The organism is Nostoc sp. DSM 114161, from assembly GCF_052692665.1.
In genome coordinates this window covers 4355503-4378508 of sequence record NZ_CP195141.1, presented here as the reverse complement: position 1 = coordinate 4378508, position 23006 = coordinate 4355503, and the positions used below count along the sequence as shown (strand labels likewise).

The 23006-nt window shown below is 42.4% G+C and carries 19 protein-coding genes; 8 read left to right on the top strand and 11 right to left on the bottom strand.

Annotated elements, in window-relative coordinates:
• Positions 1-11 precede the first annotated feature (11 nt).
• The 4 genes from NSTC745_RS18960 to NSTC745_RS18945 form a co-directional block, all read right to left on the bottom strand.
• Positions 12-1895 (bottom strand): N-acetylmuramoyl-L-alanine amidase, encoded by a 1884-nt coding sequence (locus NSTC745_RS18960; RefSeq protein ID WP_445632308.1) that lies wholly within the window; start codon positions 1893-1895, stop codon positions 12-14.
• A gap of 510 nt (positions 1896-2405) precedes the next feature.
• Positions 2406-4277: an N-acetylmuramoyl-L-alanine amidase gene (locus NSTC745_RS18955; RefSeq protein ID WP_445632307.1), complete on the bottom strand. Its 1872-nt coding sequence runs from the start codon at positions 4275-4277 to the stop codon at positions 2406-2408.
• An 853-nt stretch (positions 4278-5130) separates the two neighbouring features.
• Entirely contained in the window at positions 5131-6585 is a 1455-nt protein-coding gene (locus NSTC745_RS18950) for a cation:proton antiporter (RefSeq protein WP_445632306.1), read from the bottom strand.
• 86 nt (positions 6586-6671) lie between these two features.
• Positions 6672-7085, bottom strand: a complete 414-nt coding sequence (locus NSTC745_RS18945) for an EVE domain-containing protein (RefSeq protein ID WP_445638642.1) — start codon at positions 7083-7085, stop codon at positions 6672-6674.
• 222 nt (positions 7086-7307) lie between these two features.
• Here NSTC745_RS18945 and NSTC745_RS18940 point away from each other — a divergent pair, with 222 nt between their 5' ends.
• Positions 7308-8057, top strand: coding sequence for an SIMPL domain-containing protein (locus NSTC745_RS18940; RefSeq protein ID WP_445632305.1), 750 nt, complete (start codon positions 7308-7310; stop codon positions 8055-8057).
• An 87-nt stretch (positions 8058-8144) separates the two neighbouring features.
• Here NSTC745_RS18940 and NSTC745_RS18935 read toward each other — a convergent pair whose 3' ends face one another.
• Entirely contained in the window at positions 8145-8510 is a 366-nt protein-coding gene (locus tag NSTC745_RS18935; protein ID WP_096539884.1) for a single-stranded DNA-binding protein, read from the bottom strand.
• 369 nt (positions 8511-8879) lie between these two features.
• On the opposite strand from NSTC745_RS18935, the gene NSTC745_RS18930 reads away from it, so the two are divergent.
• The 3 genes from NSTC745_RS18930 to mreD all read left to right on the top strand — a co-directional run bounded on the left by NSTC745_RS18930 (position 8880) and on the right by mreD (position 11445).
• Positions 8880-9887: a rod shape-determining protein gene (locus NSTC745_RS18930; protein WP_445632304.1), complete on the top strand. Its 1008-nt coding sequence runs from the start codon at positions 8880-8882 to the stop codon at positions 9885-9887.
• A gap of 98 nt (positions 9888-9985) precedes the next feature.
• Positions 9986-10783, top strand: a complete 798-nt coding sequence (gene mreC / locus NSTC745_RS18925; protein ID WP_445632303.1) for a rod shape-determining protein MreC — start codon at positions 9986-9988, stop codon at positions 10781-10783.
• 26 nt (positions 10784-10809) lie between these two features.
• The gene (gene mreD, locus NSTC745_RS18920) at positions 10810-11445 is read left to right on the top strand and encodes a rod shape-determining protein MreD (protein WP_445632302.1); all 636 of its coding nucleotides are present in this window, start codon (positions 10810-10812) and stop codon (positions 11443-11445) included.
• 50 nt (positions 11446-11495) lie between these two features.
• On the opposite strand, the gene rbsK is transcribed toward mreD, so the two are convergent.
• Positions 11496-12455, bottom strand: a complete 960-nt coding sequence (rbsK, locus tag NSTC745_RS18915; protein ID WP_445632301.1) for a ribokinase — start codon at positions 12453-12455, stop codon at positions 11496-11498.
• A 121-nt stretch (positions 12456-12576) separates the two neighbouring features.
• Positions 12577-12978, bottom strand: a complete 402-nt coding sequence (locus NSTC745_RS18910; RefSeq protein ID WP_445638641.1) for an HNH endonuclease — start codon at positions 12976-12978, stop codon at positions 12577-12579.
• A 77-nt stretch (positions 12979-13055) separates the two neighbouring features.
• On the opposite strand from NSTC745_RS18910, the gene NSTC745_RS18905 reads away from it, so the two are divergent.
• Positions 13056-14597, top strand: a complete 1542-nt coding sequence (locus NSTC745_RS18905; protein WP_445632300.1) for a phytoene desaturase family protein — start codon at positions 13056-13058, stop codon at positions 14595-14597.
• A gap of 487 nt (positions 14598-15084) precedes the next feature.
• On the opposite strand, the gene NSTC745_RS18900 is transcribed toward NSTC745_RS18905, so the two are convergent.
• The gene (locus tag NSTC745_RS18900) at positions 15085-15771 is read right to left on the bottom strand and encodes a hypothetical protein (protein ID WP_445632299.1); all 687 of its coding nucleotides are present in this window, start codon (positions 15769-15771) and stop codon (positions 15085-15087) included.
• A gap of 1190 nt (positions 15772-16961) precedes the next feature.
• Here NSTC745_RS18900 and NSTC745_RS18895 point away from each other — a divergent pair.
• Positions 16962-17342, top strand: coding sequence for a calcium-binding protein (locus tag NSTC745_RS18895; RefSeq protein WP_445632298.1), 381 nt, complete (start codon positions 16962-16964; stop codon positions 17340-17342).
• Here the strand turns inward: NSTC745_RS18895 and NSTC745_RS18890 are convergent.
• The 3 genes from NSTC745_RS18890 to folB form a co-directional block, all read right to left on the bottom strand.
• Positions 17339-17899, bottom strand: a complete 561-nt coding sequence (locus NSTC745_RS18890) for a sugar O-acetyltransferase (protein WP_445632297.1) — start codon at positions 17897-17899, stop codon at positions 17339-17341. The two genes, NSTC745_RS18895 and NSTC745_RS18890, sit on opposite strands and share 4 nt — an antisense overlap.
• Before the next feature lie 418 nt (positions 17900-18317).
• A complete protein-coding gene (locus tag NSTC745_RS18885) occupies positions 18318-19598 on the bottom strand; it encodes a diguanylate cyclase domain-containing protein (protein ID WP_445632296.1) in 1281 nt (426 codons plus the stop codon).
• Positions 19599-20172: 574 nt separating this feature from the next.
• Positions 20173-20541: a dihydroneopterin aldolase gene (gene folB / locus NSTC745_RS18880; protein ID WP_445632295.1), complete on the bottom strand. Its 369-nt coding sequence runs from the start codon at positions 20539-20541 to the stop codon at positions 20173-20175.
• 291 nt (positions 20542-20832) lie between these two features.
• On the opposite strand from folB, the gene menD reads away from it, so the two are divergent.
• Positions 20833-22683, top strand: a complete 1851-nt coding sequence (gene menD / locus NSTC745_RS18875; protein ID WP_445632294.1) for a 2-succinyl-5-enolpyruvyl-6-hydroxy-3-cyclohexene-1-carboxylic-acid synthase — start codon at positions 20833-20835, stop codon at positions 22681-22683.
• 54 nt (positions 22684-22737) lie between these two features.
• The gene (locus NSTC745_RS18870; RefSeq protein WP_445632293.1) at positions 22738-22920 is read left to right on the top strand and encodes a hypothetical protein; all 183 of its coding nucleotides are present in this window, start codon (positions 22738-22740) and stop codon (positions 22918-22920) included.
• Positions 22921-23006: the final 86 nt, after the last annotated feature.

Here is a 23006-nt window from a genome sequence, read left to right as displayed (position 1 = left end):
TTTTTACTATATTACCTTTGGCGTAAGTATTTGAGAATGCCACTAGCGATCGCTTCTGCCATCCGATTTTGATACTCTGGCGATCCTAATCGCGGATTATCTTCGTAACCAGTCATATAACCTGTTTCCACTAAAATCGAGGGCATAGAGCTTTTCCGGAGAACGTAGAATCTAGCTTTGCGGGTTCCCCGGTCTTTAATGCTAGAGATATTTTGCAAAATCGTATTACGAACTACTTCGGCTAGAGCATAACCACTGTCGTAATAATAGACTTCTAAGCCATTGACAGTCGGGCGATTATCAACCGAATTAGCGTGAATGCTCACAAACAAAGTTGCATTAACTCGCTCGGCGATATCTACTCGTCCTTGAAGTTCTACGAAAAAGTCAGCATCCCGTGTTAGTACTGCTTGTACGCCATTTTGTTCTAAAATCGCTGCGACCCTTCTACCAATAGGCAAGACCACATCTTTTTCTAACAGTCCGCCCAAACCGGGGGCACCTGAGTCTTTACCACCGTGTCCTGGGTCAATAACTACTAGCAATTTTCCATTATGAACTGGGGGGCGTGCCTGGGATGTGGGACGGGGATTATCTGTAGGGCTGGGGAATTGACCTTGGTTTGGTGATGGAAGCGGAGGTAAAACAATGGGGGGTATATTACCAGGGCGTCGTAATTCCAAAGCCAAAAGCTGGTCGCCGACTTGGTTGAGTTCGCCAATTTGCACTCCGGCTGCTGGTTGAATTAAGACTGTGACAGTGTTGGCTGCTTGTGGTTGCAGGCGAACGCGGAGGATAGGGCTATTAGGATTAAAAGTTGGCCCTTTAACTTTAGGAGCTAATCGAGCATTGTTGATGGTGATGCGGAATAAACCAGAGGTTCTATCCCAGCCTCCTGTGGCAGATAAAGTTTGGTCGGCTCTAATTAATAGTTGTGTGCCATTATTAGCTAGTTCTACAGATTCAATAGTGGCAGGTGAATCATTCGCAGATGTTATGGCAGGTGGAGTATTGTTGCTTGGTAGCTGGGCAATGCCACGACTCGGCAGAACCACGAATCCACCAATAGTACTGGTAGTTGCCCGCCAGTCAGAACCATTTTTGTCTACCTGTAAGGTCATACGAACAACAGACGGGTTACTTTCCAGTTGAGAAAACTGGATGCGACTGACCCCGTAGCGATTAATGGGTACATCTCGCTGCTGTAGGTTTTGCGAGAGAGTTGCACCAGCGATATCAATATTAATTAGTTGGCGATCGCTGGTACGATTTATTTTAATCTGAGGATTAGCGCCACTGGTGGCAACAAAAAAGCCATCGCCTGTGGTTCGTAAGCTTTCAATTTGAGTAACTCTAGCGACAACTGTTCCCCTGTTAAGTGGATTAACTGTGTCGGTTGTCACCACATTATAAATATTTCTTGGAGATAACGCTGCTGTAGGTGTTCTTGGTGGAATTACTGTAGCTATTTCTTGCTCTTGAGTATTTCTTGCAGGTACATTTCCGGCTTCTGGCGTAGGTAATTGCACAATCCAGCGATTGCCAGTTGTACTTAGAAATCTCACTTGTTTGGGGTCTAAAGTATAACCAGGCGTCAATTCAACGACTATGCGCGTTGTTTGTTCGTCAAACTGTCCGATGCGGATAGCGCTAATTGCACCACCAACTTGTTGGTTTAGCTGCGGACGCCCAAATGTCGTTCCTGGCAAATCAATTACCAGCCGAGTTGGGTTGAAAATTAACTGTGCTTGGGGTTGGACATCTCCCAAAGTATTAATTTCCAGTTTGTTTTGATTGGCATCAAAGCGCCAAGATTCCAGTCTCGCGGCCATTGCCGGCGATGACAGCATGAAGATAGTTCCAATAGTACTGGGTAGTAACCAGCGTAATTTCACAGTCCTTTCTCCTGATTCACATTCATGGGAGCCGTCAACATCTCAACATATTGGCAAATCCTCACACCGTCACCGCCTACACTTGAGTTTTGCGCTGTTATTAGGACACAGCTAATGGCGTAAAATATAGCACGCTCATCCGATTTTGCCATGCCATTAGCCCAGATATTTGGAGTTCCTTAATTGCCTCTTGCCTTTAGGTGTACGATATTTTCTCGCAAATTAAGTTGGATTGCTATAAATTAGACGTACAAAGCATCAGATGACAATAACAAACAAGCGATTCTTATTCCGCCGCAAGAATACCTAAATTTTTTACATAAAGTACAAAAAAATAGGTTATTTTTTGCCTACAACTGAGTAATTAGAATTATGCCAGCTGGAAGTTTGAGGTTGTGATGAGCCGAAGTGAGGTGAATTTGTTCTTAACACTAGCAATATCCTCATTATAATCACGTATTAATTAGTAACCATTTAGATTTATTTGCTCAAAAATTTAGACACAATTACTTATCTTCTCTTCAGGTATTGCAAGATGCCACGAGCGATCGCTTCTGCCATTTGATTTTGGTAAGCTGAACTTCTGAGTTTAGCGTTATCCTGGCGACCAGTTAAATAACCTGTTTCTACCAAAATCGAAGGCATCGAACTTTTTCTCAGGACATAAAATCTAGCTCGTCGCACTCCCCTATCTTTGATATTTATGCTTTGGAGAATACTATTATGGACAGTGCGAGCTAAACCCAAACCACTATCGTAATAATAGGTTTCCAAGCCACTGACATCCGGACGCCCCGCACCTGCTGAATTAGCATGAATGCTAACAAACACATCAGCATTAGCTCGCTCTGCTAATTGTACTCGTCCCGGAAGGGTGACAAAATAGTCAGAATCTCGCGTCATAACTACTTGGACGCCATTTTGCTGCAAAATTTGAGCTATTCTTTTACCAATGGGCAAGATGATGTCTTTTTCCCGTAATCCGCCAATACCCACAGCTCCAGAATCTTTACCGCCATGTCCTGGGTCAATGATGACTACTACTCTTCCATTGGTAAATGGGCGTTGTGGTTGCCTTGCAGGTTGGGGATTGGGGTTATTTGGGTCTGGGAATGGGCCCCGGTTTATCGGTGGTAGCGGAGGAACAGTATAAGGGGGTCTGCCAGGAAGTGTGACAACTCGACGAGAGCCTTGTATCGGTAGTGCCAAAAGCTGGTCGCTGATGCGGCTGGGTTGCCCAAGTTGTACTCCGGCTGCTGGTTGAACTAAGATAACAACTGTGTTGGGTGCTTGGGATTGCAGGCGTAGCCGGAGAATCGGACTATTGGCAGCAAAGGTAGGGCCTATGACTCTGGGAGCTAACTTAGCATTGGGAATTGTGACGCGGAACAGACCAGAGTTTCTATCCCAAACTCCTGTAGCAGATACAGTTTGGTCGGTTCTAATTAGTAGTTGCGTACCATTATCAGCCAGTTCCACCGACTCAATTGTAGCTGGTGAGTTGTTAGCCAATGGTGGGCTGGGAAAAGAAGAAGGTTCTGATTGGCTGTCAAAATTATTACTTCCAGGTAATGTGACAACGCGAGTAGGCAGAACTACCAAACCATTGTTACCACTTTTAGTTGCTCGCCAGTCTGGGCTATTTTTATCTACCCGCAAAGTTAGACGAACGCCAGGGGGTTGACTTCGCAGTTGGGTGAATTCAACGCGGCTAACCCCGAACTTGTTAACGGGCTGATTACTTTGTTGTATAAGCCGTGGTGATAAAGATGCGCCAGAGATATCTATGAAAACCGAAGCGCGATCGCGGCTGCGAACTACCTGAACCGGAGGATTTGCACCGCTGGTGCGGAGGAAAAATCCATCGCCTGTGACTTGTAGGCTCTCAATTTGTGTTGCAGCTCGTGGAGCCGCGACGACTCTTGAGAGTTCGGGCTGAGGACTATCTGGGGTTACTACACTGTAAATATTTGTTGAAGGTGATGCTCTATCAACTTCTGGCTTAGGCAATTGCACTGTCCAGCGATCGCCATTCGTACCCGCAAATTTGACTCGTTTGGGGTCTAAAGTATAACCAGAAGTCAATTCGACGACTATACGCGTTGTTTCGGCGTCAAACTGCCCAACACGGATATAACGAATACCATTACCCACCTGTTGCGTTACCTGGGGACGCCCAAACGTCGTTCCTGGCAAATCAATTACCAACCGAGTCGGGTTGAAAATTAGTTGTGCTTGGGGTTGAACATCCCCCACAGTATTGATTTCCAGTTTGTTTTGATTGGCATCAAAGCGCCAAGATTCTAATCTTGCCGCCATTGCAGGCGACGATAGCATCAAGATAGTTCCAATAGCGCTGGGTAGTAACCAGTGTAATTTCACAGTCTTTTCTCCTAATTCACATTCATGGGAGCCTTCAGTAGTGCTGAGTATATAGTCCAGAGTTACTAAAATTCACATTTCAACAAGCCTAAACCCTCGTGTAACTCTTGGATTAAATCGCCAAACAATTGATATTTATGTGCTTTATTTGACTTATTTGTTGATATTTATCGCTCAGCACTGCTTGGGTCAAGATCTCAACTCATTGCTAAATCATCACACCGTCACCACCTAAACTTGAGCTTTGATGCCTTTTGATTAAATTGGTATAAAGGCACACTTCAATTAATATGATTTATCAGTTAAAAATTGCCAGGTTTGATATCGGGATTTAGATCCGCACGAAAGCTTTCACCTATACAGGTGGCGGACTCTGGCCTTGAATAAAACTAGATAACTGATAACTATTTATTCTTTGTTGGCATTGATGCACTAAGTAAATAATTCCCATTACTGTCTGTCGATCTAGCTTTTTTTTAAGGCTGCTACTCCTCAATTATTTGAGAAATCTTCAAATTAAAACTGGTAAGAATCTGGTTTTTAAAATCGTAAGTTTCACTTTTGAGGCAGTAGAGAAGAGAAATTTATAAATTACGCTTCTGGATATAAATTCGTATGAGGAGCAAGGGGAAAGTGAAAATAAGTAACATTCAGAATACTAGTAGAAACTGTAAACAAACGACAATTTTATAATCACACGGGACGGAGATTTGGGGAGAGAAGTTTCCAATGTCAGTAGGGAGATGGGGCACAGGGGTGGAGGGGAGAATAATAACTCCTCACGAAGCTTCAAAGTCTTTGCCTTTGCTCAACAATCAACACTCAACATTCCCCATCCCCTATACCCCAGCGATTAGCTATCGCGAGATTCTGTGGTTCCTTCTGGCACTGATACCTTAGACTGGGGTGGTTCAATTACCAGCGATGTTCCAGAAGCACCGTCTAAAATGAGTTGCTCTGAATCTGCGGTTTTTGGTTCTGGAAATACGAATCGTAACAAGGGAGGAGCTAAAAAGGTGGTTAAGATAACCATCATGATAATTGCTGCCCCTAATGGTTTGGAGAGAACGCCGCTAGCAGCGCCGACACCAGCAAATACTAATCCAACTTCGCCTCTAGGAATCATTCCCACACCGATGGCTAAACGATTGATTTCCGGTTGGCCAAACACGCTTAAGCCTGTGATTACTTTACCAATGATGGCTACTATAATCAGGAAAGTTGCCATAATTAAGCCTTCGCGATTGTCGGGAATTCCTGGGTTTAAGACTCCCAAATCGGTTTTTGCGCCAACAGTGACAAAGAAAATTGGCACCAGCATATCGGCAATGGGACAGACTTGCATTTGCAGTTCTTTGCGCTTATCTGTTTCTTCTAGGACTAAACCTGCGGCAAAAGCTCCTAGAATTGCTTCTAAGTGGATGACAGCGGCCAGATATGCCATAGCAAAAGCGAAAATGAATGCTGGTATTACCAGTCCACCGCGTGTTTTGAGTTTATCAGCGATCGCCACAAAAGACCTATTGAAAACATTGCCTAGCAATATCGATCCCAAAATAAAACCAGTGGCACTGATAATCAAATAAATGACTTTGCTAACGTCTACCACGCCATCTTTAGCTAAACTGGCAACTACTGCTAAGACGATAATTCCTAGAACATCGTCAATCACGGCAGCACCGAGAATAATCTGCCCTTCTTTAGAATTGAGTCGCCCTAATTCTGATAGCACTTTGGAAGTGATTCCAATACTAGTGGCAGTCAAAGCCGCCCCTGCAAAAATTGCCGGTACAGCACTGATACCGAATAAAGTCATCAGTCCTACGGTACCAGCAGCAAAGGGTACTGCCACCCCAACACATGCGACGATGGTGGCTTGAATGCCCACTGCCATTAAGTCTTTTAAGTTCGACTCCAAACCGATTTCAAACAGCAGGATAATCACGCCCAATTCGGCCAAAACAGAAACGACTTCAGACTGTGCTGCAAACACCGCTGGAGTCGCTTCCGGAGATAAACCAGCAGTAGTTTGTAGGAACGTCATAATCAAAGAATTAGAAGCGTCTGTGCCGCCTTCTGGAAATACCAAAAGGTGGAAAACAGAGATACCGACTACTACACCACCTACGAGTTCGCCTAAGACGGGCGGGAAACCTAGTTTGTTGGATAACTCTCCACCAACTTTGCTGGCGAGGTAAATTACTACTAAGCTTAATAGCACTGCTGCTACTACCATTGAACTGTCTGCGGCTTGTGTTGCGCTAGCCAGCAGAGGAAAAGAGAAGCTGATTGGATTTAACAAATGCATTGGGTTCTGTGAAAATCCTTCTCTTTGATTTTGACGCGTTTCTGAAAAACATCTGTCTTTCGATACTAAATTTGCAGCTTCTAAGCTTAATCTGTGCCATTTGTCATATCTATCAAGCGCTGCCAATAGATTTGAGAAACCGGGACTACAGACAATCTAGGAAGTCGCAGCAAGTCAAAGTCTGTAAATTTTTCATCTTGTTTAATTTGCGTTAAGGTGACGGGTTGCTGTACTTTTTGCACTGCCCGCACATCCACAACTACCCGTTTGCTATCATTGAGTGCTGGATCGATATAAGGTTGACTAATTATTTCTGCTAGACCTATAACTTGTCGTTCTTTGCCTGTGTGATAAATCAACGCCAAGTCGCCAATAAGCATGGTGCGTATATGTTTGAGGGCTAGAGGATTGTTGACTCCATCCCAAATTGTACTGCCGTCCCGTTCCAAATCGAAGTAAGAATAATTTTCTGGTTCAGTTTTCAGCAGCCAATAGGCCATACCCAAATCTCCCAATAAATTAATGTAATTTTTTTTAGTTTCCAAAAATGTAACCATTCGCGCTTTTGATTCTGGTGGTGTCAAAGTATAAACATACAAATCGTATCTAGCGATCGCATTTGAATTATGAAAAACTTGTGGTGGCTGTTAACTTTCAACAGTCACCAAGGGATTGCTATATACGCTTAATTAAAAACATTTGTTCTGAGGAGTGCAAATCTTATGACTAGAGCCGCTTTACCCGGTTCTCCGTTTCCATCTGGAAATTTGTGGAAAATACTGTCTTTAACTTTGCTTTTATGTACAACTTTTACACTACCTGCGTTGGCACAAGAAAAGGATAAATTGTGGCGAACCTTGACTGTTAACGGTCGGGGAACGGAAGCAATTCCCACAACCATAGCCCAAGTCAGTTTAGGAGTCGAAATTCAGGCTAAAACTGCACAGGAAGCACAGCAAGAAGCTGCCCGCAGATCGTCGGCTGTGGTTGCGTTCCTAAAAAACCAAAATGTGGACAAATTACAAACCACTGGTATCCGGCTCAACCCAGTTTATAGCTACAACAATAACGTGCAACGCATTACAGGCTATGCTGCCAATAACACCGTAAGTTTTCGCATTCCAATTGAGAAAACTGGTACATTACTAGATGGTGCAGTCAAAGCTGGTGCAACACAAATTGAGGCTGTTAGTTTTGTTGCGAATGATGAAGCGATCGCTAAGGCACAAAACCAAGCATTAGCAGAAGCTACCCAAGATGCTAGGCAGCAAGCTAATGCCGTTTTCAGTGCCTTGGGTTTGTCACCAAAAGAAGTGGTAAGCATTCAAGTTAATAATGCCAGTCCGCCTCGACCACCTGTGTTATTCCGTGCTGAGGCTGCCAAGTTAGCTCAACAAGCTGATGCTTCCACCCCTGTAGTTGGTGGCGAACAGGAAGTAGAAGCATCTGTAACGTTGCAAATTAGTTATTAGTCATTAGTCATTAGTTATTAGTCCTTTGTCATTGGTCATTAGTCATTAGTTAGGACAAAGGACTAATGACACATGACTAATGACGAATTAGAAATTATCTGGCGAAAAATCTCCGCCTCCGCCTCCGTCTCCATCTTGCCTAGAACCTAATAAGTCCACTTGGTCTACTAGAATAACTGGTTTAGAGCGGTTTACTCCTGTTTGGCGATCGCTCCAAGCGTCGAACTTCAGCGAACCTTTAACGGCAATTTGTTTACCTTTTTGCACGTAATTCTTTGCAAACTCTGCTGTCTTTCCCCAAAGTTCCAACTCAAACCAGTCAGGTTGGTCGCTGTTACGCGATCGTCTTTTTACTGCTAGTGTCAATCTACACTTAACGCTACCAGACTCAAAATATTTTATTTCTGGATCGCCGCCTACGCGACCGACAAGAGTGACAACATTGATACTCATGTGCGTTACCTTTTAGTACAATTGTACCGATCGAGCTAGACTCCCATCATAGCTGATTGCCAAACTATTGAAAATAATCCCTTAAAGAGTTAACAATATATTGAATTGAAAAATTATACATAAAACTGGGGGAAACACATAAAAGTATACGGATATACTAAGTCAACAAGAGAATATCAAAAAATAGATGCCTGAGACATAGTAAATATTGCTGGGAATTATATAAAAATATAGTCTAGTTTACTGGACTCAGGATAGAAACGAATAGCATATAACACTATTAACTCTTAACTGTTGTAGTCAAAAAGTAGCACATAGGGGGCTTAGAGACGCGTGGGGCTTTTCAGGAACTTTCGCACATCATGGGATATGGGTATCGACCTCGGTACCGCTAATACTCTTGTTTATGTATCTGGTAAAGGTATTGTACTCCAAGAACCTTCAGTGGTTGCCATCGATCAAACTGAAAAGGTGGCCTTGGCTGTAGGAGAAGAAGCCAAGAAAATGCTCGGTCGGACGCCTGGAAATGTTATTGCTCTGCGCCCCCTGCGTGATGGCGTAATCGCTGACTTCGAGGTTGCCGAGCTGATGCTCAAAAGCTTTATTCAACGTGTAAATGAAGGTAGATCCCTGATTTTACCGAGGATTGTCATTGGCATTCCCAGCGGCGTCACAGGAGTAGAAAGGCGAGCTGTGATGGACGCAGCTCAACAAGCCGGCGCAAGGGAAGTTTACTTAATTGATGAACCTGTAGCAGCGGCGATTGGAGCAGGATTACCTGTTACTGAACCTACTGGTAACATGATCATTGACATTGGTGGCGGCACCACAGAAGTTGCAGTGCTAAGTCTTCAAGGTACGGTGCTGAGCGAATCAGTACGCATTGCTGGGGATGAACTCACTGAATCAATCGTTCAGTATCTGAAGAAAATGCACAACTTAGTGATAGGGGAACGTACTGCCGAAGAGATCAAGATTCGCCTTGGTTCTGCGTATCCCACTAACGATGATAACGATCTGATGATGGAAGTTCGGGGCTTACACTTACTTTCTGGTTTGCCACGAACTGTAACAATCAAAGGCCCAGAAATCCGTGAAAGTATGCTCGAACCGTTATCGGTAATTATAGAAGCTGTGAAGCGAACATTGGAACGCACGCCTCCAGAACTAGCAGCAGACATTATTGACAGAGGTATTATGCTGGCTGGTGGTGGTGCTTTGCTCAAAGGTATAGATACCCTGATTAGCCATGAAACAGGGATTGTCACCCACATTGCCGCCGATCCTCTAAGCTGTGTTGTGCTGGGGACAGGTCGTGTGTTAGAAAACTTTAAGCAAATGGAACGAGTTTTCAGCGCTCGCTCTCGCAATATGTAGCGAAAAAATATCAGACTTGAGTTCTATTTGAGTTCTATTTGGGTTTTATATAAATAGAATCCAGGTAGAACTTAATTATTAAGTATATAAAGGTATATATGGTTACAGTACGGCGTTGGTGGGATAATAAAGGGTTGCAAATTGGGGTGTTAGCTCTAATAGCTGGTAGTGCTTGGATATTGCGACAGACTCAAGGTGAGTTGATACTTGAAACGTACTATACAATTACCCGTCCGTTGCAGATGTTACAGTCAGGGCCAACTCCAGAAGAACGTCTTAGAGATGCTCGGATATTAGAGTTACAAACTCGTATAGTAGATTTGGAAAGCGAAAAGAAAAAGTTACAAAATTTATTGAGTTATGTGGAAAAAGAACCACTGGCATCAAAGCCAATTCCAGCGCGAGTGGTAGGACGTAGTGCTGACCAGTGGTGGCAACAAGTTACCCTGAATCGGGGTACTAATTCTGGGATTCAGGAAGGCTATATAGTTAAGGCGGATGGCGGATTGGTCGGTTTAGTGGAAAGTGTAACTCCCAATACTAGCCGCGTGTTGTTAATCAGCGATCTTAAGAGTCAAGTAGGTGTAACAATTAGCCGCACGTCCGCGAAAGGTGTTTTGCGAGGAGATTTTTCTGCGGAGGCTGTGCTGGAGTTTTATGAAAAAGTCCCAAATGCAAAGGTAGGAGATTTAGTTTCCACATCTGCTTATAGCAAGAAATTTCCATCCGGGTTGGCAGTAGGACGAATCAAGTCGCTGAATTTAAAGAAACTTCCAGCCTCGGTAGCCAAAGTTGAGCTTTTTCCGCCAATACGCTTTCTAGATTGGGTAGCTGTTTATCCAAAGCTAGAAAACCAAGATTTGGAAACCGAAAAGTCGGTACAAAAGTCTAAGTAAATTTTTCCTTAAAAATCCACACAAAAATGAAGATTCCTGCATTTGTTGGCAGCAGACAGAAAAAGCCAAAATCGCCAAAGCGAAAATCGAAAATCCAAATTCCACCGCTTTCTCGTTGGCATCCTGCTGTACGTCAGTTGATGGGTTGGATGGTGACAGTTGGGTCTGTGGTGTTATGTTTACTATTGTTGCCAACCCGCTTGCCAGGTATGGAATTACTGGGAATTGGCCCAAACTGGCTGTTAATTTGGGTGGTGGCTTGGAGTGTGAAGCGCACAATGTTTACCGGAGCATTGGCGGGGATAATTTTGGGGCTACTTCAAGATGGAATGACATCACCATTACCTACTCATGCCCTGAGTTTAGGTATAGTGGGACTTTTGACTGGTTTGCTCCAGAAACAGCGCTTTATGGAAGAGGATTTTATTTCTATCGCTGTAATTGTCTTCGTGATGGCAGTTTTGGGAGAAACTATCTTTGGTTTGCAATTAACTTTCATGGGTAATGCCTACGGTGGGCACAGCCTAAGCCAAGCCGGAGATATTTGGACATACTACCAACGTGTCGCCCTTGCTTCAGCGATTCTTAGTAGTCTCTGGGCGCCTGTGGTTTATTATCCCCTGAATCTTTGGTGGCAGCGGATAAAATTTTTGGAGCAATAGTTTGGCTGTTAAGTGTTGGCTGATGACTGTTAACCGTTAATAGTCATTAGTCAGGGTGAAATTCCGTCTCTAAAAGAGGATTGAATGAGCTTAACTTTTTCTTTGAGAAAAGCATCAAATGTCAACTTATCTGGTAGTGAGGTTTGTGCGCCTGATTTTGTGGCGGCTAAAGCGCCTGCTGCTGCACCCCAAATAACTGCCTGATGTAAGGATATTCCTTGAAAAAGTGCTGCTGCTAAACCGCCGTTAAAAGCGTCGCCAGCAGCTACTGTGTCAACTACATCAACTGGAAATGCTGGTACAAAAAATTTTTCATGGGCAGTTGCACAAAAAACACCTTTGGCTCCCAATTTGACGATCGCACATTTAACCCCCTTTTGCAATAAAATCTCAGCTGCCTTGGCTGCTGTTTCCTCTCCATCGACAGCAAAACCCACCAACTGCCCAGCCTCCACTTCATTGGGCGTGATAATGTCTATCAATGGATAAAGTTCAGCAGGTAGATTAGATTGTGCGGGTGCGGGGTCAAGAATGACTTTGATGTTTGCGCTTCTGGCTGCTTTCGCTGCTGCAACCACCTGAGAAATCGGAATTTCTAACTGTAAAAGTAATGCTGTAGCTTCTGGTAATAACTGAGATAATCGTTGCACATCTTCGCGATCGACGCGTCCATTTGCACCAGGAATGACAACAATTTGATTTTCTCCAGCTTGACTTACAGTGATGATGGCGACTCCAGAACTAACAGTTTCATCAACGAAAACATTGTTTGTCTGCACGCCAGATGCTTGCAAATTCTTGACAAGTTCTACACCAAAATTGTCAGCACCAACACGCCCGACAATTTGAGTAGGAATTCCTAATCTGGCTAGGGCTACAGCTTGATTGGCTCCTTTACCTCCCGAAACTTGAAAAAAATCTTCTCCGAGTAAGGTTTCTCCGCCGACTGGTAAACGGGGTGCTGTGGCTACCAAGTCCATATTGATGCTGCCAAAAACAATAATAGTCATGGTGATTTTTGTTTAGCTTACAAGTTATTTAGCCTCATAGTATAGGGTGCGATCGCAGTGCTTAAATTGTTTGGAGTTAGGTATTTGGTGGGAACTGAATATAGCAAGAAGGCATTTTTTCTTATTCTTGACGCGGATCTGATTGGGGTGGATGCCAACCCGCTTCTACCCAAAAACCACGGGCTACTTGAATCGAAGGCTCATCCCGACGTTCATCATTAAAGTCAAAGCTATGGCTAGTTGCTCTCCCTGTAGGAGTTGTGCCTAAAATTTTTCTCCCGTCTTTTGTCCAAATAAAATGCTCAGACCACTTTTGCCGACGGGGATGAAAAAGAGGGACTTGTTTTTGAGTTTTAGGATCGGTACCTACTGTAAAATTATAGTGACGCTCATTACAGCGATGACAAGCTAAAGCTAAATTATCCAGTTCATCTGAGCCACCCAAAGACTGCGGCATGATATGGTCAACGGTAAAACAGCCCCATACTACTAGGGTGCGATCGCAGTCCTTAATAAGTGGGATTTTATAACAATCGGAACAAGCTATACTGCCAAATATCGCTTAACAAAACTTAAAAACCATCATTGCAAACATAGGATATGCAAAACACAGATGTAGTTGTCATCGGTAGCGGTATTGGCGGTTTGAGTTGTGCTGCTCTTTTGGCGCGGTATGGCTTTGATGTGATAGTCTGCGAAAGTCATTCAATTCCTGGTGGTGCCGCCCACTCTTTTGAGCGCAATGGTTTCAAGTTTGACTGTGGGCCGTCTCTCTACTCTGGGCTTTCTTATAGTCCCTCGACAAATCCGCTGCGCCAAGTCCTTGATGCCATTGGCTCTGAACTACCATGCGTCACCTACGAGACTTGGGGCTGTTATCTGCCAGAAGGTTATTTTGACACGTCAGTTGGAGCTGAGCAATTTTCTGAAGTGTTGATGAAATTGCGCGGGCGTGATGCTGTAGCACAATGGCAACAACTCCAGCGGATTATGGAACCACTGGCCAGTGCAGCAACGGCGATGTCACCGGCAGCATTACGCTTTGATTTGGGTGCAGTTCAAACTGTGGGACGATTTGCCCCTTCTATGGCGAAACATATTGCAAGTATCATCAAGCTGACTGGGCCTTTCAGCCGAATTATGGATGGTGTTATCAAAGACCAATTTACTCAAAATTGGCTGAATTTGCTGTGTTTTCTGCTTTCGGGACTGCCAGCAGATGGCACGATCGCCGCAGAGGTAGCATTTATGTTTGCTGACTGGTATAAACCTGGGGCGGTGCTGGATTATCCGATTGGTGGTAGTGGTGCTTTAGTTGACGCCCTCGTCCAAGGATTGCAGCGTCACGGTGGTAAGCTCATGTTGAGCGCACATGTAGAGGAAGTGTTGGTAGAGCGTAATCGGGCAGTGGGTGTGCGTCTGCGCGATCGCCAAGAAATCCGCGCCCGCAAAGCAGTAATTTCTAATGCATCGGTTTGGGATACGCTAAAGCTTTTACGTGAAAATGCAGCATCAAAACAGTTCCGCGCTCAAAGACAAGCGACGCCTGAGTGCGATAGTTTCATGCATCTGCATTTAGGTATTAATGCCGAAGGATTACAGCCAAATTTACAATGTCATTATGTAGTGGTGAATAATTGGGAAGCGGGGGTAACAGCACCTCAAAATTTGGTGGTCATATCAATTCCTTCAGTTCTCGATTCATCCCTAGCACCACCAGGCAAGCATATGATTCACGTTTATACTCCAGGAAATGAGCCGTATGCTATTTGGCGGGGGATGGATAGAAGAAGTGAAGAATATGCCGAACAAAAGCGATCGCGTGCAGAGGTAATGTGGCAAGCACTAGAACGGGTTATTCCAGATATTCGCTCTCGTTGCGAAGTCACCCTTGTTGGTACACCTTTAACCCACGAGCGTTATCTGCGTCGTCACCAAGGTTCATACGGCCCAGCAATTGCAGCTGGTTCTGGTATATTTCCCGGCCCCAGCACTCCCTTAGCAGGGTTGTTGTGCTGTGGAGATTCGACATTTCCTGGTATTGGTTTACCAGCAGTCGCCGCTAGTGGGATGATTGCTGCCAACACTCTTGCACCTGTTAACAAGCATTTAGAGATGCTTGAGAATATTAAATGCATTTAGTAACAATTCAGAATTCAGAATTCAGAATTCAGAATAAATTAATGAGGTACTTACAGCGCTTTTCATTTGGATGGAATACATGCTTGAATACTAAATTATCGTAAGGGCACAACAATGTTCATTGGTGTCAACTTAACGTGAAACGTTTGTCAAAACTCGATTTTGGATTTACTCTCTTACCATCAAGATCCGCTCCGCGTTACCCCACCCCGATTTTGTCTAAAGCCAAAATCGCCCCTCCCCTTGCCAAGGGGAGGGGTTGGGGGTGGGGTAAAACGCTTGTGGGATAAGTGTTTGAACTTAAGTTGACAGGTATGAACATTGTTGTGCCCCTACGCCAAAGTCAATTTTTTTAACGTAGACGCGGAGCGGCTTCCCGCAGGGTAGAACGCAAAGAGAAGAAAAAAATGCTTAACCCAAGCGTATTGAAGTAAAAAAGGCTATTCTGACTCCTGAATTCTGAATTCTGAATTCTGACTTCTGACTTCTAATGAATGTATTTAGTTTTTTGAGTACAAAATCTAGCTGCCAACAGAGCCGCACCCGCAGCCAAAATTGCTAAGGTACTTCCAGGTTCGGGTACGGCGGCAACTTTAGCATCAATTCGTGCAGTTCCAGCAAATAAACCTGCCAAACTAGAGTCACCAAGTGTTTGAGCAAACTCTGGAGAAAAGAACAATTGAACATCAGCCAGAGTTAGAGTTAAATTTTGTTCGTCAAATATCACAGATTGTGGAGCGCCCAAATCAAACAAAATTGGATTTGCAGGCGAAATGGTGTCTCTTAAAACAAGTCCGCTGGCATTAGGAACAGTACGTCCGGGAGCAATACCAATTGAGAAGTTACCAACAGTAGTTTGCTCCTTAAAGGTAACAGTACCAATATGTTCGATTGTACCAAAGAGTGGAGTAAACCCACCTTCGTCACTGAAGGTAAAGTTGGTATCTGAGTCGATTTGAAAGCCAACTAAATAATCGCTGGGAATTGGTGGCACTGTATCCTCAGTACCTGTGATGATTAGCCCAATACTTCTGAGAATATTTTCGTGATCGCGATCGATACTGGTGACTCCAGATTCCACTTTAAAAGTTGCAGCTTCTACTTGTATGGGTGCAATTGTTATTAAAGCTGCTGTTGTACAACCAACAATTCCTCCAATGTGAGAAAAACGCATATATTATCCTCCTGATTTTATGTGCTTGATTTTAGATAATTCAAAGATTTTATTGAGATTGTATTTTCAAACTACAGCAATTTGCAGTTGAATAGACCACAGTAACGGCACAACAATGTTGTGCCCTTATGATAATTTAGTATCCAAGCATGTATTTCATCCAAATGAAAAGTGCTGTAAATAAATTGGATGATATATTTTGTAATTTTTTGTTGTTTATATTTTGAATTTGCAATCCAATTTCATTGTATTTTGCATAACAAGTTTAATTGCTACTTTAATAACACATTAAAAATTCCTGAAAATACACGAGTAAAGCCGAAGACGCTCTGCCTCCGGTTAACATAACTCTAAAATTCAAAGTGTTAGACCTGTTAAATATTAGTATTAAGCTTGAGTATCTAAATCCTATAAATTCACTGATTTCATATTGTGAGTTATGGATTTTAACAACAAAGCTTTTTTCTTTGGGGGTTCTAGACAAAAAACAATCTAGATAAGTGTTAGGTGGCTGCTAAGAAGATACATAAATAGAATTTCATGATGGTTTGCATCAATGTTTCTAGATACTTGTCTACTCTTTTTATAGAGTACCATACTTTTTTTTAAGTCTATTATTAAATTGTTAGTTCAATCTTAGGAGTTGGCTATTGTTGCTTGGAAATCAGTCTGTTAATAGGAAAATAAGATTGTTTTTAAAGTTTAAATAAAGTAATTATCAATTTAATAGCATCTTTAAATTCATACAATTAATAATTCAAATTAAATTATATAGACATAAATAAACATTACTTATGATAATTGAGCCTAAAGCTTGAAGAATAAGGTGTTAGGCATAATACCTGATTACAATATAGTTATGTTTAATCATACCTGATTACTATTATCTAGCTTTTAGCTTACTATTGTGGTGTAATCAAAAATCAGTCGATATTTAATTTATTTATAAGTTTAGGTTAAGAAGTAAAGCGATGTCTGATAGTAGAGTACTAGACTCATAGAGGTAGCGATCGCGGTAGACTAAATACACTAGCGTTTCTGGCGTTATGGAAGTGCTGAGTGAGGAGCTAAGAGTTATTGTCCTTGTCCCCACACTCAACTATTACTCCTCATTTCCCCACTCCCTTTTATTGACAGACAGTCGCTAAAACGATATACCAGATAGTGCATCATACGCAAACCGTTGTTTTATGCCTAGTGTTGAACTTGACGAAAACCGAGAGCATCGCATTCAAACTGAGATCGTTGTAGATGCTGAAGATAAAGAAGATCGGGCTATGGGTTGGTACTACTACCTGGAAGAAACTCTGAATTTTCCATTTATGGCTAAATGGAATAAGAAGAACCGTAAATCAGGTTCAGTAGAGGAGAAACCGGTTGAAGTCCTGGGTATGGCACCAGATGATGAGTGCTTAAAAGATATGTTGGTGGAAGTGGCTTATATTAATGGTAAGGATGATGATGTGTATTCTGCCAAGTTATCTGAAATAGTAGCCATTGATACTGACAGCGAAACTGAAGAAGCGATCGCAGACTGGCTCTATTGGATTGGTAGAGGGTATAAATTTTAAGATAAATTCCGAATCACGCGACAAGGATTACCAGCAGCAATAACATTTTCAGGTATATTTTTTGTAACTACACTACCAGCACCAATGGTCGTATTATCACCAATAGTTACACCGGGACAAATAATTGCATTGCCACCAATCCAGACATTATTACCAATATTAATTGGAGCTGCTAGTTCTCTACCAGAAAGGCGAATTTCCGGTTCTGTAGGGTGATAGGCAGTATAAATTTGCACGTAAGGAGCGCATAAAACATTATCGCCAATGCGAACTGTATTACAATCTAAAATTACACAGCCATAGTTTAAATATAATTTATCCCCAGCGAAAATATTACTGCCATAGTCACACTGAAAAGGTGGTATGACTGTTACTTGTTGACCTATTTTTCCAAATAGTTCCTGCAAAATTTGTTGTCGTTGCTGTTGCTGCTCTTCGGTTGTAGAATTGTACTTTCGCAACAGACGACTAGCTCGTTTATTTTCGGCAGCTAATTCAGGATCTTCTGCCCAATATAACTCGCCTGCAAGCATTTTCTGTTTTTCGGTTTTTTCCATGACGGATTTATACCCAATGGATAGCAGAGTAATTTTTGCACATTAGTCAAGAAATCGGGGTGTAGGGAAATGGCTATTGATAAATTAATTCGCTTTCAACCTCATACCATTTTCAAAAATATTTGCGACACATAAATCTGCTGTCGGGGCGTACAGCTGTCATTGGTCTTAACTTAACGCGAAACGGGCGGTTAGAAACCGCGTCTATACAAACAAAACCTGCCTACGCAGGTTTCAAAATCCGTTAGTCCGCGCAGGCGGACTTCGCCTGTATAGCCGCGAATTCCATTCGCCAAGGCTTAAGTTGACTCGTATGACAGCTGTACGCCTTTACCCATAGCGTATTTTGATTTCAAATTGGTATTAAACTTTAGGGCTATATTACCCTTACACTCACCCCAAAAGGGTTTAGTCAGTACTAAAATATTGCATAAGTAGCTTTTCCTTGGCGTTTAGCTCGATACATAGCAGTATCAGCATTCCGTAGTAGGGTTGCAGGTTCTTCATAGCTATTACAATTTAAAGCAATACCAATACTGGCTGTAGTTTGTAGTTGATTTCCGTTGAGGCTAAGGGGTAACTTGAGCGAGTCTTGAATACGTCTAGCAACGTTGGTAGCGTCAGTAACGTCTCTAATATCTTCTAAAAGAACGGTAAACTCATCGCCACCAAATCGTGCTACAGTATCGCCACTACGTAAGCATGACTCTAAACGTCTAGCGATCGCTACTAGAAAATCATCCCCTACTCCATGCCCAAAGCGATCGTTAATCTCTTTGAAGTTATCTAAATCTAAAAACAAAACTCCAAAATAATAATCGCTTTTGCGTTTGCTACGTTCAATTGCTTGTTTTAGCCTGTCTAGAAATAACACACGATTCGGTAATTCTGTCAATCCATCATAAAACGCATTGCGGATCAATTGTCCCTCTGTTTCCTTGCGTTTAGTAATGTCTTGAAAAACTAAAACTGCACCAGTAATATTGCCATCTCCATCGCGGATGGGTGCAAAGTTATCCTCTATTGGTATTTCTTTCCCATCTTTGGAAATTAGCGTACAGTTTTCTGGTAAATTGGAAATTTCACCTGCTTCGATTACATCTATGGCTAAATTTTGAATCGCTTCTCCTACATCTTTATCAACTAAGCTAACAACTTCTTCTAAATCTTTGCCTAAAGCTTCGCTTTGTTTCCAACCAGTCAGAATTTCTGCTATTGGATTCATCATTTGAATACAACCATTTTCATATGTTACAATGACTGCGCGACCGATACTGTTAAGAATTGCTGTCAGCCTCTGTTTTTCCTGCTGTAATCTCTTTTCACTCTGATGTTTATACAGAGCCATTTCAATCACAAAATGTAAATCCCTTTCAATAAATGGTTTGATTATATAGTTAAAAGGCTCAATTAGCCGATCGTTTTCTAATATTTTATATTCGGAACGATTTATGATATAGACCGCAGGCACATGGAAATTATTTTGGATAATATCCACTAGTCGCACGCCGTTAATTTCCCCAGCTAGGCAGATATCAATTAATACTAAATTTGGTTTAATTTCTGCTATCTTTTTTATTACCTCTTCACCAGACTCACTTATTTCTGAAACGGTATAGCCTAAGTTTTGTAAAATTTTTCTGATATTTGAGGCTAGGGTTTTTTCATCCTCAACAACTAGGATTTTCCGGGGGAACATGTTACGATAGCCTGTTTGCTAAGGTTGAGATTTCGTTGTTACTATCAACTCGATCTAAAATTCGATAATCTTATCATAAACAATCTCTCAATACCTTGGTAAATAGCAAACAGCAGGTTATTTACATTTGATAATATCTGTGTTCTCTGAAGCTAGTTTGACGATGAGATACAGTTAATATCAAGCTATTAATATCTGAGATAAATTATGAGGAATCAAAAATCGATCTTCAGCAATATAGAATAATTATCTTGATAAAAAGTAAAATTATTTAGTATAGTATTTATCGAAAAACTAATCAAGAATAAAACTTCCTAAATTCACAGCATACTAATCTTTCCTTTCCTGCTTTTGAAGTGGGTTTTGAGAGAAAAACTTTTAAGGAGCCAGGAAGCAGAAGAAGGGCAAGAATAATCTAAAACTTGGTTATTTAAGGCTTTAGGTTTTTGAGAACGAGTGAAGGCACAAGGGGAATAAATGGCAGGAAAAATTCTGTTAGTCAGATATTTCCACACACCAGTTAAACCCCTGTTTTTGCTAGTTTATGGGTGTCGTTTAAAGCACGCTTTGTATTTTAGAGATCGGACTTACTTTTAGTCAGTTCAATGCTGATTTTGCCACCAAAGTCTGGAATTGGGGCGCTAGGTTTGCTGAGAGTGACTTGGACTTGTGTGATGCGATCGTACTGTTGGAGGATAGAATCTGCAATCACCGTTACCAGCTTCTCCACCAAAACGAACTTAGAAGTTTTGACCAGATGTTGTACTAAGCTAATGACGCTGCGATAATCTATAGTGTCTTCGATCGCGTCAGTTTTAGCCGCTGCGGAGATATCCAACCATAACCTCACATCAACCTCAAACCATTGTCCTAGCACCTGTTCTTCTGGCAGATACCCAGTGTAGCCATAGCCGCGAATTCCTGTTAAATAAATGCAGTCCATAAAAGTTTGAGAGCAAATTGTGTGCATTGTGTAGAAAGTGTAGTCACTACATTGCCATCCTTCCCAAAGTTAAATCAAGTGGCGTCAAGCTAGCCTGTCTGGAAATTTTGTTGCCAACAAACTCGCCTTGCAGTGTCGGTTTCCATCGGGAGCATTGGTGAGGAAAAGCTACTTTTGACCCTTGAAGGTTCAAAAACCGAGCCTCGAACTTTTCCTTGTCCAACTTTCCAAGACGGATTTTAAATTGAATTTCCCCAAACAAAATCTAAAATTTAAGATTGTTTTATAGCTATGTTTGATTCGATGCCGATCGCCTTTAAAAATGTTAATCAACTTTGGGCTTATATCTTAACAGAGACACTAAAGCAGCTGGGATTGACTTGTGCTATTATTTGTCCTGGTTCGCGCTCCACACCCTTAGCAGTAGCCTTTGCTCAACAAGCACCTGAGATTGAAGCCATTTCCGTGCTTGACGAACGCTCCGCCGCCTTCTTCGCCTTAGGACAAGCCAAAGCAACCGGACGCCCTGTAGTAGTTCTTTGCACTTCTGGCACAGCCGGAGCGAACTTTTATCCAGCAGTAATAGAAGCCTCATATAGCCGCGTACCACTGTTGGTGTTAACCACCGATAGACCCCCAGAACTGCGAGATTGTCACTCTGGGCAAACCATAGACCAGTTGAGATTGTATGGCAATTACCCAAATTGGCAAACCGAGCTAGCCTTACCCTCTGCTGATATGGGAATGTTAGCTTATTTGCGGCAAATGGTAATTCATAGCTGGGAAACCGCGCAAATCCCCACAAAAGGCCCGGTACATTTGAATATTCCCTTTCGGGATCCTTTAGCACCTGTTCCCGATGGAACTGACTTGAGTTTTTTACAGTCCCAATTCCACCCCGAAGACTTCTTTGGAGGAATCGCAAACATTACCCCATGCCCCATGCCCCATGCCCAATGCCCCATCCCCAAAGAATGGAAACAATGCGATCGCGGCATTATTATTGCAGGTGTAGCCCAACCGCAGCAACCACAGGAGTATTCTAAGGCGATCGCTCAACTTTCCCAAACTCTCAAATGGCCTGTTTTAGCAGAGGGACTTTCCCCACTGAGAAATTATGCCGAAAACCCCTATTTAATTTCCACCTATGACCTGATTTTGCGAAATCACCAACTAGCTAAACAGCTAGCACCCGAAATGGTGATTCAAATAGGAGAGATGCCTACTAGTAAAGAATTACGTACCTGGATAGATGCAAACCAACCCCAACGTTGGGTAATTGACAACAGCAACCAAAACCTCGACCCTTTGCACGGGAGGACGACGCATTTGCGAATGAGTGTAGAGCAGTTTTTTTGGGAAGATGAGGGAGTTGGGGGAGATGGAGAGATGGGGAGATGGGGAGATGGGGAGAGAATTTCACCCAACCACCCCACCACCCCACCACCCCACCCCTCCCACACTTCCCCATCTTCCCCCGACTATCTCCGCCAGTGGTGTGCAGCAGAAGCGCAACTTAGGGCAGCTGTTGACCAAACTATGGCGAATATGGACGAATTATTTGAAGGGAAAGCAGCTTGGTTAATTTCTCAGACGCTACCGTCGGGAACGCCGTTGTTTATTGCTAATAGTATGCCTGTGCGGGATGTGGAATTTTTCTGGAAACCGAATAATTTGAGAGTGCGATCGTATTTTAACCGGGGTGCAAATGGCATTGATGGCACATTATCCACAGCTTTAGGAATTGCCCATCGCCAGCAAAGTAGTGTGATGCTAACAGGAGATTTAGCTTTGTTGCATGACACAAATGGTTTTTTAATCCGCAATAAATTTGTCGGACATCTGACAATTGTGTTAATTAACAACAATGGGGGCGGCATTTTTGAAATGTTACCCATTGCGAAATTTGACCCACCATTTGAAGAATTTTTCGGCACTCCTCAGGATATTAATTTTGCACAGTTATGCGCTACTTATAATGTGCAGCATGAATTGATAATTTCTTGGGAAGAATTGCAGCAAAAATTGAACCCGCTACCTACTAAAGGAATTCGAGTTTTAGAGTTGCAGACAAATCGCAAAGCTGATGCTAAGTGGCGACAAGAGAATTTAAAGGAGTTTGCTGTGGATATTGTGATTTAACTATATTGGAAGTTAAGATAATAACTCAGAGTTAGTACATGACAATAAAAAATTATGATAGATGAAAGAATTCTGATTGGAAAGACAGTTGAAGAAGGTACTGAATATGTAAAAATTAATGGTTATGAATTGTTTATAGTGCAAGACAAATGGATGGTGCAAAAGCCACTTACTAGAGGAGTATATGTAGTTGTAGTGGATAACAAAATAACTAAGCTTAAAGATGTTCGTCATTAAGGTTGAGGCAAAATAGCTAGTACAGCACGGCGGAAATCCAGCCATCATAATTAACTAGAAAAACAGCAAATAAGGGGCTTAAGTCC